This is a genomic window from Prevotella denticola (genome assembly GCF_900454835.1).
GTDB lineage: Bacteria > Bacteroidota > Bacteroidia > Bacteroidales > Bacteroidaceae > Prevotella > Prevotella denticola.
Genome location: NZ_UGTM01000002.1, coordinates 747,150 through 764,508, shown reverse-complemented (window position 1 = coordinate 764,508; position 17,359 = coordinate 747,150). Strand labels below are relative to the sequence as shown.

The 17,359-nt window shown below is 45.3% G+C and carries 13 protein-coding genes and 2 CRISPR repeat arrays; of the genes, 10 read left to right on the top strand and 3 right to left on the bottom strand.

Annotated elements, in window-relative coordinates; all coding sequences use genetic code 11:
• The first annotated feature begins 13 nt into the window (after positions 1-13).
• The 6 genes from DYH27_RS11220 to cas2 all read left to right on the top strand — a co-directional run bounded on the left by DYH27_RS11220 (position 14) and on the right by cas2 (position 5,654).
• A complete protein-coding gene (locus tag DYH27_RS11220; protein WP_025067540.1) occupies positions 14-1,012 on the top strand; it encodes a Card1-like endonuclease domain-containing protein in 999 nt (332 codons plus the stop codon).
• 1 nt (position 1,013) lies between these two features.
• Entirely contained in the window at positions 1,014-2,306 is a 1,293-nt protein-coding gene (gene csx2, locus DYH27_RS11215) for a TIGR02221 family CRISPR-associated protein (protein ID WP_025067539.1), read from the top strand.
• Complete coding sequence (locus DYH27_RS11210; protein ID WP_029216521.1) at positions 2,287-2,643, top strand: hypothetical protein; 357 nt, start codon at positions 2,287-2,289, stop codon at positions 2,641-2,643. Before csx2 ends, DYH27_RS11210 begins: the two co-directional genes overlap by 20 nt.
• Before the next feature lie 104 nt (positions 2,644-2,747).
• Positions 2,748-3,740: a CRISPR-associated endonuclease Cas1 gene (gene cas1, locus DYH27_RS11205; protein ID WP_025067538.1), complete on the top strand. Its 993-nt coding sequence runs from the start codon at positions 2,748-2,750 to the stop codon at positions 3,738-3,740.
• Between the two features lie 104 nt (positions 3,741-3,844).
• Complete coding sequence (locus tag DYH27_RS11200; protein WP_029216520.1) at positions 3,845-4,861, top strand: CRISPR-associated primase-polymerase type B; 1,017 nt, start codon at positions 3,845-3,847, stop codon at positions 4,859-4,861.
• 322 nt (positions 4,862-5,183) lie between these two features.
• Complete coding sequence (cas2, locus tag DYH27_RS11195; protein WP_025067537.1) at positions 5,184-5,654, top strand: CRISPR-associated endonuclease Cas2; 471 nt, start codon at positions 5,184-5,186, stop codon at positions 5,652-5,654.
• A gap of 233 nt (positions 5,655-5,887) precedes the next feature.
• A CRISPR array of direct repeats spans positions 5,888-8,957; the repeat unit is 37 nt; unit sequence CTCAATGAGTATCTTCCATTAAAACAAGGATTAAGAC.
• A 22-nt stretch (positions 8,958-8,979) separates the two neighbouring features.
• Here cas2 and DYH27_RS11190 read toward each other — a convergent pair.
• Entirely contained in the window at positions 8,980-9,960 is a 981-nt protein-coding gene (locus tag DYH27_RS11190; RefSeq protein ID WP_036876464.1) for an IS982 family transposase, read from the bottom strand.
• Between the two features lie 66 nt (positions 9,961-10,026).
• A CRISPR array of direct repeats spans positions 10,027-11,069; the repeat unit is 37 nt; unit sequence CTCAATGAGTATCTTCCATTAAAACAAGGATTAAGAC.
• Between the two features lie 150 nt (positions 11,070-11,219).
• Here DYH27_RS11190 and thrS point away from each other — a divergent pair.
• Positions 11,220-13,169, top strand: coding sequence for a threonine--tRNA ligase (gene thrS, locus DYH27_RS11185; protein WP_013672154.1), 1,950 nt, complete (start codon positions 11,220-11,222; stop codon positions 13,167-13,169).
• 263 nt (positions 13,170-13,432) lie between these two features.
• Here thrS and panD read toward each other — a convergent pair whose 3' ends face one another.
• Both panD and panC read right to left on the bottom strand, forming a co-directional pair.
• The gene (gene panD, locus DYH27_RS11180) at positions 13,433-13,777 is read right to left on the bottom strand and encodes an aspartate 1-decarboxylase (RefSeq protein ID WP_004354715.1); all 345 of its coding nucleotides are present in this window, start codon (positions 13,775-13,777) and stop codon (positions 13,433-13,435) included.
• A gap of 1 nt (position 13,778) precedes the next feature.
• Entirely contained in the window at positions 13,779-14,636 is an 858-nt protein-coding gene (panC, locus tag DYH27_RS11175; protein ID WP_029216629.1) for a pantoate--beta-alanine ligase, read from the bottom strand.
• 170 nt (positions 14,637-14,806) lie between these two features.
• Between panC and DYH27_RS11170 the strand changes: the two genes are divergently transcribed.
• The 3 genes from DYH27_RS11170 (at position 14,807) to DYH27_RS11160 (ending at position 17,268) form a co-directional block, all read left to right on the top strand.
• Positions 14,807-15,616, top strand: a complete 810-nt coding sequence (locus DYH27_RS11170; protein ID WP_025068247.1) for a glycogen/starch synthase — start codon at positions 14,807-14,809, stop codon at positions 15,614-15,616.
• 85 nt (positions 15,617-15,701) lie between these two features.
• The gene (locus DYH27_RS11165; protein ID WP_025068246.1) at positions 15,702-17,147 is read left to right on the top strand and encodes a DUF4270 domain-containing protein; all 1,446 of its coding nucleotides are present in this window, start codon (positions 15,702-15,704) and stop codon (positions 17,145-17,147) included.
• On the top strand, positions 17,137-17,268 hold the full coding sequence (locus DYH27_RS11160) for a hypothetical protein (RefSeq protein WP_004354722.1): 132 nt from the start codon (positions 17,137-17,139) through the stop codon (positions 17,266-17,268). Before DYH27_RS11165 ends, DYH27_RS11160 begins: the two co-directional genes overlap by 11 nt.
• Positions 17,269-17,359 lie beyond the last annotated feature (91 nt).

Genomic DNA, 17,359 nt, shown 5'->3' with positions numbered 1-17,359 from the left:
ATAATAAAATGGTATGAAGAAAATACTTGTTTCTATACTAAGCGACCATCTTGTCCCCAACTACCTCTTCATAAAAGAGATGCAGGGACAGTTCAATGATTTACTATTTATCGGAACACCATACACAGAAGAAAAGAGGATTGCAGCTCACCTTGAAGATGCCCTGGGTATGAAAGAAAACAGCGTGGTAAAAGTTATAGTAGAAAGTGACTTGTACCAAAAAGGACTGCGGATTCTTGCACAGACTAGCTTTCCACGGGAAGCCCATTACATAGTCAACCTTACCGGGGGGACAAAGATTATGGCATTAATGGTTTATGAGTTCTTTTGTAAATTCGACACTTCCTTCTACTATGTTCCAATTGGCAAAAACACCTACGGAGATATCCGTAATGCCCAGATTCATTCTTTACAGTACCGTATTTCGCTCAAAGAGTATTTTACATTATACGGACTTCAGTTCGAATGTAATAATACTTTGCTGAAAGATAGAGAAACTACTTTCAGGCTGTTCGAGAAACAGAAAAAGTGTAATTTCTATCTCTCAAGTGAGATTGTCCACTCACACCAAGCCGTTACAGCTATAGACAAACGTTATTACTCAGGTACTTGGTTTGAAGAATATACTTACCTGCGCATCAAACAAGAACTATGTTTGCGAAATCAGGATATCGCAATGTCCCTAAAGATATTTCGTAATGCCTCTGAACAGAATGACAACGAAGTAGATGTTGCCTTTATGTTTGAAAACACGCTGTACATCATCGAGTGCAAGGTCAGTATGATAGGATATGGAAAAGAGCCACAACATACCATCGAAGATTATCTTTATAAACTTGCGGCTATAAGCAAAGACTTTGGCCTCAGCGTACGTCCTTATATTTTCACGCTTCACAAAATGGAAAAACTATCTGACTCCTCGTGCAAAAATATCAATAAACGAATGCGTATACTTGGTATATGTAATATCATAGATGGTAAAGAACTTTTAAAAAAGAAAATAGATTTATAGTATGGCACGAAATGTATTCGTTTCTTTTTTAGGAACAAACAATTATCTTGAAACCTATTATGACTTTCAGGGGGACATTTCAGCTCGCCCAGTGAGGTTTATCCAAGAAGCTCTAGTCGAAATTCTGTGTGGACAATGGACACAGAAAGACAAAATACTGATATTCTGTACCGCACTCTCAAAAAAGAAGAACTGGATTGACAATGGGCAGGAGGACACCGAAGTGGAAGGACTTTCGAGCCGACTAAAGAGAATGAATTTACCCGTTCAAACCGAAATGGTAGAAATAAAGGAAGGGTTTTCTGAAGAGGATATTTGGTCTATCTTTAACAGCGTCTATGACAAATTGGAGAAAGATGACAATATCATTTTTGATGTAACACATGCTTTCCGGTCAATACCTATGTTCTCGGCCATCTTGTTCAATTATGCTCACTACTTAAAGGGGACAAATCTGAAAGCTGTCTATTACGGTGCATTCGAAAAGCTGGGGCCGACATACGAGGTAAGCAGAATTCCCATAGAGAACAGGATTGCCCCCATCATTGACTTGACAAGCATCATTTGCCTGCAAGAGCTGTCCTCTGCCGCCAATAATCTTCATCTATATGGAAAGATGACAGCTGTTTCCAATCTGATAAGCATTGTAAAGGGAAAAGGAAAGGACAAGCAGGAAATGGATCGTATTAAGAAAAAAATGATGGGTTTCGACTTAGCAATATCGACCTGTAAAATGGACGATATTAAACATGGAGAACTAATCCACGAACTACAGACACTCGTGGAATCAGTCAAAGAATCGAAACACCTTACAAATGCACATAAGAAACTGATTGTGAAAGTTCAGACTGAAATCAGCGTCTTCAAGCCATACGATACCTATGAGAATGTTGAGGCTGCAATTCATTGGGCAAGAAAGTATGGAATGATACAACAGGCATACACTTTGGCTGAAGAAATGACAATCAGCAGGGTACAGGACTTGATAGTTCCTGGATGTAAATTGCTTCAAAGAGAGAAAAATAAAACTTGTCGCGAATTTATCTCTGTCCTTCTTTCATTAGATATCAAAATGAAGGAATACAAGAACGAAAGGATAGAACTCAAAAAGCTGTTTTACCAGTTACTTGAGCACCCTGTCATTAAGGCCTTAAGACCATATTATGGAGGACTTTCTGGAGACAGGAACATCATCAATCATGCAAAAAAAAGCGATAAGGACCTTATAGCTCAATTTGATAAGAATTACCATAACATAAAAGAAATCTTACACAATGTTCCTCAACCTCTCTAACCATCCCCTCTCCACATGGTCATCCGTACAGCTTGCTGCGGCAAAGGAATACGGCGGACTGGAGGAGATGCCTTTCCCGGACATCAGTCCGGAGCTTTCTGCCGGGGATGTGCAGGCAATGGCGACGGCCTATGTTGACGACATCCTGAAGCACTACCCTGCGAGGGGGCTTACGGTACACGTCATGGGTGAGATGACCTTCTGCTATCATGTCGCCCGTCAGCTCAAGGAGGCGGGTGTGTGCTGTGTAGCCTCAACCTCAGAACGAATCGTGGAAGAACTGGACGGCGACCGGAAACTGGTGCAGTTCTCCTTCGTCCGGTTCAGAGAATATTAGAATACGGAAGCCCCGGTCTGGCGTGAAACCGGCCTCCGGAAGGTACAGGCATCAAACCCCGGCAAAGCCGTATGGAAAAAATAAAAAATCAAAAACAAGACTTTATGGAACTGATACTCAACACTTACGGTGTCTCCCTCAACCGTGACAACGAGGGATTCGTCATCAGCACGTCCGACGGAAAACAGCGCATACCTGCCGTCGGCATAGACAGCATACAGATCAGCCGCGGCGCACAGATCACGAGTGATGCCGTGATGCTGGCCGTGGAACACGAGATAGAAGTCATGTTCATGGACCGGACAGGGAAACCTATCGGACGGATATGGAGTCCGAAGTACGGCAGCATCTCCACCATCAGGAAAGGGCAGCTGAACTTCGTCTATTCCCACCGCGCCGTAGACTGGATCAAGGAGGTCCTGCTCAGGAAGATTGAAAACCAGCAGGCACTGATGATGCTCTTCGACACGAGCGACCACACGGACGAACCCACGGAGAAGAACGTCGCCCGGCTGGAAGACTACCGCAACAAGATCCGTGTCCTCGACGGCGACATCGTCAACGACATCGCTCCCATGCTCCGCGGATGGGAGGGGCAGGCTTCACGCATCTACTTCAACACCATCAATGCCTTCCTCCCAGAGCAGTTCCGTTTCAACGTCCGGTCGCAGCATCCTGCGCTCGACGTGGCGAACGCCTTTCTCAACTATGGCTACGGAATCCTCTACGGCAGGATTGAGGGAGCGCTCATCAAGGCGGGCGTCGACCCCTATATCGGGGTGCTGCACCGGGACGACTACAACCGCCCGGTACTCGTCTACGATGTCATCGAGATGTACCGTATATGGATAGACTACGTCGTCTATACCCTCCTTGCACAGAACGTCATCACCGAAGAATTCTATTCCGTCCGCGAAGACGGTTCCTACTGGCTCGAAGCACTCGGACGGCGTGTACTCATCCAGTCGCTCAACGATTACATGGATGAGGTTGTCACCGTGAAAGGCACCACACGCTCGCGCCTCACCCAGCTCACTCTCTACGTGCAGTCGCTCGCACAGAAGTTCAAAGAGGAAACTAAAACTGTAAAAAGGTAAGAGAGTAAAAAGTAAAACGGTAAAAACATAGGCTTGCATCATCGGACTTTTTTTACTCATAAACTCCATCCCCCTAACTCCTTCAACTCCTAAACCTCTTCCCTATGCTACTATTCGGAACAAACATACAATCAACGGCAGACGAACTGCGGAAAGTGCAGGAAGCGTATCTTTACAACAGTCTGCGCAATCCCAAGCCTGCCATCGCCGCCGCCGTCCGGCAGCTGCGCATCGTCTACAGCATGGATGCCAAAGGCTACGCCCAGCTGAAACGGCGACTTCCCTACTTTGTCTGCGGACAGTTCTATCCTGCTTTCCGGCGGAAAGAAAACTTCGCCTATACCGAGAGCTTCATCCTCGACTTCGACCATCTGTCTGCCAAGCGGCTGTCGCTGAAGACGGTACGAGAAGACATCATCTGCGACGAACAGGTGATGATGTGCTTCGCCTCACCGAGCGAAGACGGTCTAAAGGTGATGTTCCGGCTCAAGGAACGGTGCTACGATGCAGGCCTGTATTCCATCTTCTACAAGGCCTTTGCGGCTACCTTCGCCATGCGCCATAACCTGACACAGGTGGCCGACGGCAGAACCTCGGATGTGGCAAGAGCGTGTTTTGTCAGCATCGACCCCGACGCCTACTACAATCCTGATGCCATCCCTGTCGACATGAAGGCATATATCGACGAGGCCGACCCCGATACCGTCTTCAAGATGAAGCACGAACAGGACGAGCACGACAAGGTGACACGCAAGAGCGATGACGGGCAGACATCCCGTCCGAAGGACCCGGACAAGGAGGTGCTGGCACGCATCCGCCAGCAGCTCAACCCCAAAGCACGGCTGCAGCCTGATCCGCCTCCGGCCTACGTGCCCGAACGGCTCAACGAAATCATTGCCGATCTGAAATGCTTCATAGAGGCGACCGGACTGCAGGTGACTGAAATCATCAACATTCAATACGCCAAGAAAATACGGGCACGGCTGGGACAGAAGGAGGCCGAGATAAATCTCTTCTACGGAAAGCGGGGGTTCAGCATCGTCGTCTCGCCGCGTCTCGGAACCAATGAGGAACTGAACGAACTGCTCGCCGGACTGGTCGGCAATTTTCTGGAGAAGTAAAAAAAACAGACAGAACAACCGTGTCTCCGGCTCACGGAGCGGAGTGCCGGCTCTGTCAAATACTCTAGAAGAACGTTATCGGCCTCAACTCTAAAAAACACATTTACAGCTACTTGCAGAAAGTCTGAAAGGGGCTGTTGAAAAGACGCTCAGTTGCATTGCAAAAGGGCGTTAGTTGCAGGCCGGAAGGGCATCAGTAAGAAAGCAAACAGGCATTGATTGGGAGGCAGACAACCTCCGGTCGGAAAACAGGCAGTACCGTAAAGGTTCAAAAAAACGGACATTTCCTGCAAAACAGATAGTCGAATCATCCCGAGAGCCCATGCGAAAAGCAATCCCCTACATAGAAATCTTACGCAAGCTCAGCAGAGCCGGTGTGCAGAAATCGCCCGTCATCAACCGACGGACCGGCGACTTCAGCTGTCTGCCGACACTGCAGGAACGAGTGGATTTTCTCATGGGAATCGTAAACAGACCCATAAGACCGGCAACCAATATGCTATTCTTCGTCATGTATGATATTGAGAGCGACAAGGTACGCTATCATATCGCAAAATACCTGGAACGGAAAGGATGCACACGCATCCAGCGTTCCATCTTCCTTGCCGACCTCGACAAGACCGTCTACGATGAAATTAAAAGCGACCTTGCCGAGGTGCAGTCGCTTTACGACAACCACGACAGCATCATCGTCTGTCCTATCTCCACCGATCAGATCCGGGCAATGCAGATCATCGGTGAAGACATCAGCATAGATGTCATCATCCGTTCGCGCAACACATTGTTCTTCTGAAGACGGCAGCGAGAATGCCCTCCACATGAGGGAAGAATGTCCTCCCCATGAGGGAAAGCAGCAGCAATGCTTCCTCCATAAAGAATATTTAACGCATCGATCTTTGACTTTCTGCACAATTTTTCGTACCTTTGCACTCGCTTGGAACATGGTTAATTTCTCTTAATTCCTCAAGCATTTTTAGGTCTTACACGCATGAGGCTGCGGCATATAAAGGAATACAAGTCTTTACTCTCAATGAGTATCTTCCATTAAAACAAGGATTAAGACTGTATCGTATACAGCTTTCTGTTGTACTCTTTGACTCAATGAGTATCTTCCATTAAAACAAGGATTAAGACAGGGCGGCGGCCCGGAATTTATCTTTCTCTTCCGCTTCCCTCAATGAGTATCTTCCATTAAAACAAGGATTAAGACTTCAACCTTCAAATACTTGAATGTGAACCCGATTGCTCAATGAGTATCTTCCATTAAAACAAGGATTAAGACACCACTTATCCGACACGTGCAAACATTTCAAAGTACTCAATGAGTATCTTCCATTAAAACAAGGATTAAGACGACAGGGACACCCACGGGTCATTCCATGACAGCTCTCAATGAGTATCTTCCATTAAAACAAGGATTAAGACTATGTGAAAAATGCAGTTTTTGCGCTAACTTTGCTACACTCAATGAGTATCTTCCATTAAAACAAGGATTAAGACTGTATCAAGAACAGCAGGATTAACACGAGACAAAGGAACTCAATGAGTATCTTCCATTAAAACAAGGATTAAGACCGATAGGTCAGCTTTAAGTTAAAATTATTTCGGGCACTCAATGAGTATCTTCCATTAAAACAAGGATTAAGACGCACTTCCTTTGTACGTACCCTTGACTTGGGGTTGGCTCAATGAGTATCTTCCATTAAAACAAGGATTAAGACACCTGACAGTAATATTGAAGGTTGTCCTCCTTCAGGCTCAATGAGTATCTTCCATTAAAACAAGGATTAAGACAATTTCCGTCGCCGTCGTACCAGATGAACTCGTTCTCAATGAGTATCTTCCATTAAAACAAGGATTAAGACACACTAAAATAGCTGCTTGCAGCACGTATATCCTCTCAATGAGTATCTTCCATTAAAACAAGGATTAAGACTTATTCATCAAGCCCCAAAGATTGTAAGTACTCGTTATCTCAATGAGTATCTTCCATTAAAACAAGGATTAAGACCCGGCCTCTGCCCTCCCCTCCCCTCCTTTCGGAAGGCTCAATGAGTATCTTCCATTAAAACAAGGATTAAGACGCCTTTCTCTTACGAGGTTCTGCAGACATCTCAGGTCCTCAATGAGTATCTTCCATTAAAACAAGGATTAAGACAAGACATTGCCCTGCCTATGCTGCCCAGCCCCCGGCTGCTCAATGAGTATCTTCCATTAAAACAAGGATTAAGACGGACGCGGATGCGTCTCCCATGCGGAAGAGGCATACGGCTCAATGAGTATCTTCCATTAAAACAAGGATTAAGACGTAGGTTTTGGCTTTTTATCTTGCCACACCTCACTCAATGAGTATCTTCCATTAAAACAAGGATTAAGACCTCTACCGTAATCTCCTTGCCCTTCTTCAGCAGCTCAATGAGTATCTTCCATTAAAACAAGGATTAAGACAGGCGGCAGAGCTGAACCGCTACGCTACAATGTGCTGTCTCAATGAGTATCTTCCATTAAAACAAGGATTAAGACTCTTGTTGTTTTTGAAGTTTATATTTATTCTGGGCACTCAATGAGTATCTTCCATTAAAACAAGGATTAAGACAATGTCATCGCCGGCACTTCATGGGGCCGCATCAAGCTCAATGAGTATCTTCCATTAAAACAAGGATTAAGACCGCCAATCCTTGTTTTTTTCGCATGTTAAGATGCTCAATGAGTATCTTCCATTAAAACAAGGATTAAGACATATTACTTGTGCCCTTCTTATGTAAAATCCATAAAGGACTCAATGAGTATCTTCCATTAAAACAAGGATTAAGACTATGTTTATTTTCATTTTGGGTTATTTGTTTAATTCTCAATGAGTATCTTCCATTAAAACAAGGATTAAGACGTCAAAAACCAACTTGGAATTTTTCAAATTCTGCCTCAATGAGTATCTTCCATTAAAACAAGGATTAAGACTTTAATCATATTACTTTAAATAAGTTTGATACTCTCAATGAGTATCTTCCATTAAAACAAGGATTAAGACCATCTGGTAAAATATCATTGATAGATTCTGATATCTCAATGAGTATCTTCCATTAAAACAAGGATTAAGACTATGTTTATTTTCATTTTGGGTTATTTGTTTAATTCTCAATGAGTATCTTCCATTAAAACAAGGATTAAGACGTCAAAAACCAACTTGGAATTTTTCAAATTCTGCCTCAATGAGTATCTTCCATTAAAACAAGGATTAAGACTTTAATCATATTACTTTAAATAAGTTTGATACTCTCAATGAGTATCTTCCATTAAAACAAGGATTAAGACCATCTGGTAAAATATCATTGATAGATTCTGATATCTCAATGAGTATCTTCCATTAAAACAAGGATTAAGACCTAACAGCATAGGTGCATTACTGTGGTCTATAAAACTCAATGAGTATCTTCCATTAAAACAAGGATTAAGACCCATATTAATTGCAATTTATGGATTACCGAAATCACTCAATGAGTATCTTCCATTAAAACAAGGATTAAGACCAGCTTGTTGCCTCTTTCGAGCGAGTGCCTACCACTCAATGAGTATCTTCCATTAAAACAAGGATTAAGACTTTACAAAATATCTGTTCACTCGCATGGTCGCCTCAATGAGTATCTTCCATTAAAACAAGGATTAAGACACCATAAAAAAATTGAAAATCAACTAAATACTTAATTACTCAATGAGTATCTTCCATTAAAACAAGGATTAAGACAGCGCATTTGAGGGCTTCTGACATCGTCTCAATGAGTATCTTCCATTAAAACAAGGATTAAGACTTGCAATTTCGTTCAGTTTCTTCATAAAATTGACTTCTCAATGAGTATCTTCCATTAAAACAAGGATTAAGACTTTCTGTCTGCGTACGGACCGGCGGGAGGTCATACCTAAATGAGTATCTTCCATTAAAACAAGGATTAAGACTTGCAAGAAAAACTTGGAGGCAAAAAACTCGCAATGAACTCAATGAGTATCTTCCATTAAAACAAGGATTAAGACCTGAATAGAAGATCGTATTAAGGGAATTACCAACTCAATGAGTATCTTCCATTAAAACAAGGATTAAGACACAACATAACCCGTTGGCGGAATTAATTTAGTGCGTATTTAATTCTTCCGATGGGTTTGTTATTAATAAAGTTGACATATTGTAATATGGTCAGCGCACTAATTTTCCCGATTATTCGGGCAAACAGACCATTTGTTATTTTCGCATAATTCCTGATAACCAAAAATTGATCTGTGAGTTGTGAGAAGAGAGTTTCAATCCTTTTTCTGGCTTTGGCAAAAGGGATTAATTTTGGTTTCCAATTCTTTTGGTTCAGCCTATATGGACATTCCAATCTAATGTGAGCCGTTTGGAAAAGATCGAGTTGAACATCAGCCCCTATATATCCCTTGTCGCCATAGATGTTACAGTCATGATAGACCAGCTTGACATCTTTCATATAATTGAGGTCATGCACGCTGGCCTTTGACAAGTCATAGGAGTGTATCACCCCACTTAACCCACAGAGTGCATTGAGTTTATAGCCAAAGTAATACATATTTTGAGATGCACAGAAGCCGAAATCCGGTGCTTGTGAGAAATCTCCCATTCGCCCCATCTTGCAACGCTTCCCTCTGGCAACCCTGCATACGGCTATCGGCTTGGAATCTACGAAGAATTGAGTTTCCCCACCGTCCATTTGGGCAGCGATTCTCTTTCGTATGTCTTCGCATAATCCTGCGGTATTCTTTCTACGGTCGTTGAATTGCCTGCGAGATATGAGGTTAGGTATTTTGTCTTTGTACTCCTGAAGCTTATAATCAAAAAGCCATTTTTCACTATCAATGCTCTCTGATTCCGCTGTCAAGGACAAGGCAACGACCTCCAAATCTGAAAATTTTGGCATGGGACCACGACGGGGTATATTTCCCTGCTCATTGACAAGGTTGTGAGAGAATTGCTTGCATATCTCAAGGATTTTGACGAATTTTGTGTATAAGTTGCACATACGAGGATTTGTACTTAATGGTTTTGACTTCACTAAGTTACTAAAAATCAACGATATGTGCAACTTTTTGTATATCATTATAGCTACATTTTAATTCCGCCAACGGGTACAACATAATCAATGAAGTCGATTTCACATCGTACTCAATGAGTATCTTCCATTAAAACAAGGATTAAGACCAACGATAAGGCAAAAATTCACCATCATGAAAATGACTCAATGAGTATCTTCCATTAAAACAAGGATTAAGACCGGCGTGGAGATTCCCGACCGGTTCGCAAGCCCTCAATGAGTATCTTCCATTAAAACTGCGGCCGGATGGCCGGCCGGCAGGAGAAGCTGCTCAATGAGTATCTTCCATTAAAACAAGGATTAAGACCGCCCAAACAGACCAATGCGAAGTAAATTCGGATTGACTACTCAATGAGTATCTTCCATTAAAACAAGGATTAAGACAAATGTTATAACGACCTTGTTTTTCTTATCTGTTACTCAATGAGTATCTTCCATTAAAACAAGGATTAAGACCATTCATCGGAGCAGCAGTATTCGGTTCCGGAATAACTCAATGAGTATCTTCCATTAAAACAAGGATTAAGACTTGGCTGCTTTAAGCCATTCAGATTTTTCAATACCTCAATGAGTATCTTCCATTAAAACAAGGATTAAGACATGGGGTGTGTAATTCTTAAATGTCGTCATGATTCTCAATGAGTATCTTCCATTAAAACAAGGATTAAGACAAAGCGTATGCACATTAGACTATTAGCCTAACAGCATCTCAATGAGTATCTTCCATTAAAACAAGGATTAAGACGTAAAATTTTAATGAATTAATAACATTTGCCGTGCCTCAATGAGTATCTTCCATTAAAACAAGGATTAAGACTTCACAGCCTCACGCCAAAAGCGTGATTCCAGGCGTGCTCAATGAGTATCTTCCATTAAAACAAGGATTAAGACTGATAAATGCTTTCACGTTTTGTACCGAGATTTGCTCAATGAGTATCTTCCATTAAAACAAGGATTAAGATACATCTTGCTGTGTCGGAAACATAGCTACCACGCTCTCAATGAGTATCTTCCATTAAAACAAGGATTAAGACTCTGCGCATCGAGCGTCAGATAATTGCCGATACATAATGGCCTCAATGAGTATCTTCCATTAAAATAAGGATTAAGACTTTGCAAGAATTCGCTTTGCGTCCTCAACCTTCACTCAATATTAGAACAAGGATTCGGAAGAAGAGCCTTTGGGGGCAAAAAAATTATGATTTATAAATTAAAAGTAGTACCTTTGCCACAACATTTGATTTATAAAACTAATTTGTAGTATGGTTAAAATCACTTTCCCAGACGGCTCCGTTCGTGAATACGAACAGGGTGTGACTGGTTATCAAATCGCCGAGAGTATTTCGCCGGCTCTCGCCCGTGACGTTGTATCTTGCGGTGTCAATGGCGTAACGACAGAACTGAACCGTCCCATCAACGGAGATGCGACCATTGCCCTGTACAAGTTCGATGACGAAGAAGGCAAGCACACTTTCTGGCACACCTCTGCCCATCTGCTTGCCGAGGCATTGCAGGAACTCTATCCGGGCATTCAGTTCGGCTTCGGTCCGGCAGTGGAGAACGGCTTTTTCTATGATGTGATGCCGGCTGCGGGGCAGACTATCTCGGAGAACGACTTTCCCAGAATAGAGGAGAAGATGCGTGAGCTGGCCAGGAAGAACGAGCCGGTAATCCGCCATGACGTTTCAAAAGCCGACGCCATCAAGGAGTTCACTGCTGACGGACAGGAATACAAGGTGGAGCACATCGAGCAGGACCTCGAGGACGGCACCATCTCGACATATACACAGGGACATTTCACTGATCTCTGCCGTGGTCCGCACCTTGTTTCCACAGGTGCCATAAAGGCCATCAAGATCACCAGCGTGGCCGGTGCTTTCTGGCGCGGCGATGCCAAGCGCGAGCAGATGACACGTATCTACGGCATCACCTTCCCCAAGAAGAAGATGCTCGACGAATACCTCGTCATGCTCGAGGAGGCCAAGAAACGCGACCACCGCAAGATCGGCAAGGAAATGGAACTCTTCATGTTCTCCGACCGTGTGGGCAAGGGGCTGCCGATATGGCTGCCGAAGGGAACCCAGCTGCGCCTGCGCCTGCAGGATCTGCTACGCCGCCTTCTCCGTCCCTACAACTATCAGGAGGTCATCACACCGGGCATCGGCGGCAAGAACCTCTACGTTACTTCCGGGCACTATGCCCACTACGGCAAGGATTCTTTCCAGCCTATCCACACACCGGAGGAGGACGAGGAATATATGCTCAAGCCGATGAACTGTCCGCACCACTGCGAGGTATACGCCTACAAGCCACGCTCGTACAAAGACCTCCCGCTGCGTATCGCCGAGTTCGGTACAGTGTTCCGTTATGAGAAGAGCGGTGAGCTGCACGGTCTGACCCGTGTCCGTACCTTCACGCAGGACGATGCCCATATCTTCGTCCGTCCCGAACAGGTAAAGACAGAGTTTGAAACGAATATTGACATTATCCTCAAGGTGTTCAAGACTTTCGGTTTTGACAACTATGAGGCTCAGATTTCTCTCCGTGACCCTAACGATAAAGAGAAGTACATCGGGTCTGACGAGGTATGGGAAGAGAGCGAGGCTGCCATCAAGCAGGCCTGTGAAGAGAAGGGGCTCAAGGCACGCGTAGAGCTGGGCGAGGCCGCCTTCTACGGTCCCAAGCTCGATTTCATGGTGAAGGATGCCATCGGACGCCGCTGGCAGCTGGGGACCATCCAGGTGGATTACAACCTGCCTAACCGCTTCAAGCTCGAATACACGGCCGAGGACAACTCGAAGAAGACTCCGGTGATGATTCACCGTGCCCCGTTCGGTTCGCTCGAACGCTTCACAGCTGTTCTCATCGAGCATACGGCCGGGCATTTTCCGCTATGGCTGACACCTGATCAGGTGGCCATCCTGCCCATCTCGGAGAAATACAATGACTATGCTTTCAAGGTCAAGGCTTACCTTGATGCGCACGATTTGCGTTCCATCATGGACGACCGCAACGAGAAAATCGGCCGAAAAATCCGGGACAACGAGTTGAAGCGTGTACCTTACATGGTCATTGTCGGTGAGAAGGAGGCTGCGGAAGGGCTTGTCTCCATGCGGCAGCAGGGTGGCGGCGAACAGGCAACCATGACCATGGAGGCTTTCGCAGAACGCATCAATGCAGAAGTTGCCGACCAGCTGAAGACACTGGATTGACGCACCGCCCCATCGACTTCCTTTCCGTTCAGAGGATGGGGAGACGGTGGGGAATGCCGGAAGCCTGACCGGCTGAAAAGTCCGGTCTGTGCATCATGCAAAATTGTATTCCCTCCCAATATAAAACAGCCATATCAAGGCATTCAATGCCCGGATATGGCTGTTTTATATATTCCGTTCTGTCTTGCAGCTTTCCGGAGAACCCTCTTTCGGTTTACCGCCGCACGGATTTCTGCTTTCAAGAATGTTCTTGTCCTGATTGACTAAAGCCTGTTGCCCTCTTTGGGGAACACGACGGTCGGTTTGAACGTCTTGGCTTCTTCAAAGTCCATCAGGGCATAAGAAATGATGATGACCACATCGCCGACGACCGCCTTCCGAGCGGCGGCACCGTTGAGGCAGACGCACCCACTGCCCCGTTCGCCTTTGATGATGTAGGTCTCAAAACGTTCGCCGTTGTTGTTGTTGACAATCTGAACCTTCTCACCGGCAATCATGTTGGCTGCATCCAACAGATCTTCGTCGATGGTAATGCTTCCCATATAATGGAGGTTTGCCTCCGTGACGGTTGCACAGTGCAACTTACTCTTCAAAACTTCAATCTGCATACTATCCTCTGTATTTGATATGGTCGATCAGCCGGACAGGTGTCTTGCCGCAATAGACCGTGATGCAGCCGACAATATAAGGCGACTGCTCCCATGAGGCAACCTCAAGCAGTGTGCTGCCGTCAACGATTTCAAAATATTCAACCTCAAGTCCTTCAACGGCATTGATGTCGGCAACAACCTTGTCGTGGGTCTCTGCCACGCTGTGTGTCCTGGCATATTCCACACTTGCCTGCAAGGCTTCATAAATCTTCGGCGCAACGGCACGCTCGTCAGCTGTCAACAGCGTGTTGCGCGAACTCTTCGCCAGTCCGTCGGCATCACGTACTATCGGGCATTCGACAATCCTGATAGTGTCCTTCATGCCGATGAAATCGACAAGACGTTTGATGACGGCTATCTGCTGCCAGTCCTTCTCGCCGAAATAAGCCCTGTCCGGACGTACGATATAGAACAGTCTGCTGACAATCTGGCAGACGCCATTGAAATGTCCCGGACGCTTTGCACCCTCCATCACGGTCGACTGAGGGGGGAATTCGAAATGGCGATTGTCCCCTTCGGGATAGATCTCCTCGACGGACGGGGCAAAGACATAATCGGCTCCGCACGTCTCGACGAGTCGGCAGTCGGCCTCCAAAGTCCGCGGATAACGTTCAAGGTCGCCCTTGTCGTTAAACTGAGTCGGGTTCAGGAAAACGGAGACGACCGTCACATCGTTCTCCTCAACGCTTCGTTTTACAAGTGATGCGTGTCCATCATGCAGCGCACCCATCGTAGGAACCAGCCCCACGGTTCTGCTTTCTTTGCGACAGGAGAAAAGCTCGTTCTGGAGTTCAACAATCTTTTTAAAAACTTTCATCAGTGACTAATAATTTTACAGGGTGCAAAGTAACAACAAAATAATTGAATAGACGAGAATTTAATTAAATAATCTCAATGGAATCTACTTTTTATTCGTTTTAACCCAAAAGCGAAATGTATCTCGTTTTTTTTTCGTACCTTTGCAAAAATAAAATTTCTAATATAATAATGGGAAAGAAAGTATTATTTGTCAATCAAGAAATCATGCCGTATGTGCCTGAGACAGAGATGTCGGTCTATGGCTCTGAAATGCCCCATGTCATGCAGGAAGCCGGATATGAAATCCGCACATTCATGCCAAGATGGGGAAACATCAACGAGCGCAGAGGACAGTTGCACGAAGTGATCCGGCTCTCGGGCATGAACCTGATCATTGACGATACCGACCACCCGCTGATCATCAAGGTGGCGAGTATTCCCCAGACACGTATACAGGTTTATTTCATTGACAATGAAGACTATTTCCAGAAGCGGCCTGCCATGACAAAGGATGAGCTGGGCAACGATTATCCTGACAACGGCGAACGTGCCATCTTCTTTGCAAGAGGTGTGTTGGAAACGGTCAAGAAGCTCAGATGGACACCGGATATCATCCACTGTCAAGGGTGGATGTCGGCCGTTATTCCGTTCTATGTGAAGACCGCCTATAAGGACGAGCCGCAGTTTGCCGGGTCGAAAGTGGTCACCTCGCTCTTTGCAGAACAGCCGCAGGGCAGCCTGGGCACGAATTTCAAGCACTGCCTGGAGTTCCGTGAGGCAAAGGAAAAATGCCTGAAGAAGTATGGTGACAATTTCGATTTCATGGAATTGGGCAAACTGGCAATCGACTATTCGGACGGTATAATCAGGACCAGCGACAAGGCAAGTACCGCCCTCGTTGATTATGCCAGAGATAATGCGAAGCCCCTCTTGGAACATTCCATCGATGATGCCGGATTGAAAGAGAAGTATTCGGAGTTTTACAGCAGACTGCTCTGACACGCTCCACATCTTGCAGTTCCCGATGCGTCCGGTATCTTGTAATTACTGATACGCTAAGTATTTCCACAACTATAGATTCTAAATGAGAAGAAATATCATTGCAGCCTGTATGCTTGCGGCTTGTCTGGGCATGGTGTCGTGTGACGATACGACCGACACGCTCGGAGGTTCGCTGATAGACAACGGCGACAGGCTTTCCATAAAGACAGACACTTTCAGCGTGGCATCGGAGACGGTGCTCGCCGGAAAGGTCATTGCGAGATCGGCAACGGGTTACCTGGGCAGAATGGAGGATCCGGAAACGATGACGACCGTCACCGGGAATCTGATGTCGCAGTTCCATGTGCTGAGCAATTTTGAATTGCCCCAGAAAGACTCTATTATGAGCCGTGATGCGAACAACGAGATTATAGCCGATTCGTGTGACATACGACTGTATTACAGTTCATACTACGGCGACTCTCTCAGTCAGATGAAACTGACGGCATACGAACTTGACAGACCTGTAGAAGAGGGACAGACATTCTATTCCGACTTCAACCCGGAAACACAGGGGTATATCCGGCCGGCAGCTCAAGGAGGCATTGCTGAAAAGAGGTCTTTCACGCTGATGGATTATACAGAAACTGACAGTCTCCGGAAGAAAAAGGGGTATGCACGCAACATCAACATCCGATTGAACAGACAATATACGGACAAGGAAGGCGTGCTGTACAATAATTATGGTACATATCTGCTTCGTAAATATCAGAAAGATCCTTCGGCCTTCCGCGATGCCTACCGGTTCCTGCATGAAATCTGTCCGGGCTTCTATTTTAAGATAGATGGCGGGACAGGATCGATGGCGCATATCCAGATGGCACAGTTGAATATCTATTTCAAACACAAGGAAAAGGGAAAGATAAAAGAGATTTCCACCAACTTCGTGAGTACGGAAGAGGTGCTGCAGATAACCCATTTCGACAATGACAATACCCGTCTGCAACAGCTGGCAAATGAATCCGGACATACTTATCTCAAGACACCGGCTGGCCTGTTCACCCAACTTACCCTCCCTGTAGCTGACATTATGGCAGGACATGAGACGGACTCCATAAACGCGGCCAAGATTGTCCTCTATCGGGAGAACAACAGTTCATCATCCAGCTACCAGTTCGAGATTCCGAAGAATGTTGTAATGGTACCGGCAGACAGTCTGCAATCATTTTTTGGAAACAACCGTCTGCCGGACAATAAGACTTCGTTCCTCGCAACTTATAACAGTACTAAGAACGCCTATGTCTTCAATAACATTTCGGGAATTGTCAACCTTTTCTCACACAACCGCAGTATGCCGGAATGGGGAAAAGTAGTGATAGTGCCGGTTGAACTGCAGACTGTAACACAGGGCGTCGGGAGCAGCCAGCAGAAAAAAGTGACCAAGGTCTCCCATGAAATGCGGCTCTCCAGCACGAAACTCCTGGGTAATACGGCAGGTGGAAAGAACATTCTGATTTCTGTTATATACAGCAGATTCAATGGCAGATAATTATCTGGAACGTCATCGTGAAGACTATGAACAGCGGAAAGCTGTCTGGCTTCGCAAGAGGAAACATCTTCGGAAGCTGTCTAAAGGAAGACTACAGAAACCTGCAGACGAGGCACTGTGAGAAGGTAGACAATGTAGAATCGGACTTACAACAGGCTTGTACGTCCGATTCTTTGCTTTTGGCATAACTTTTGTCCATAAAAGTCTGCTAA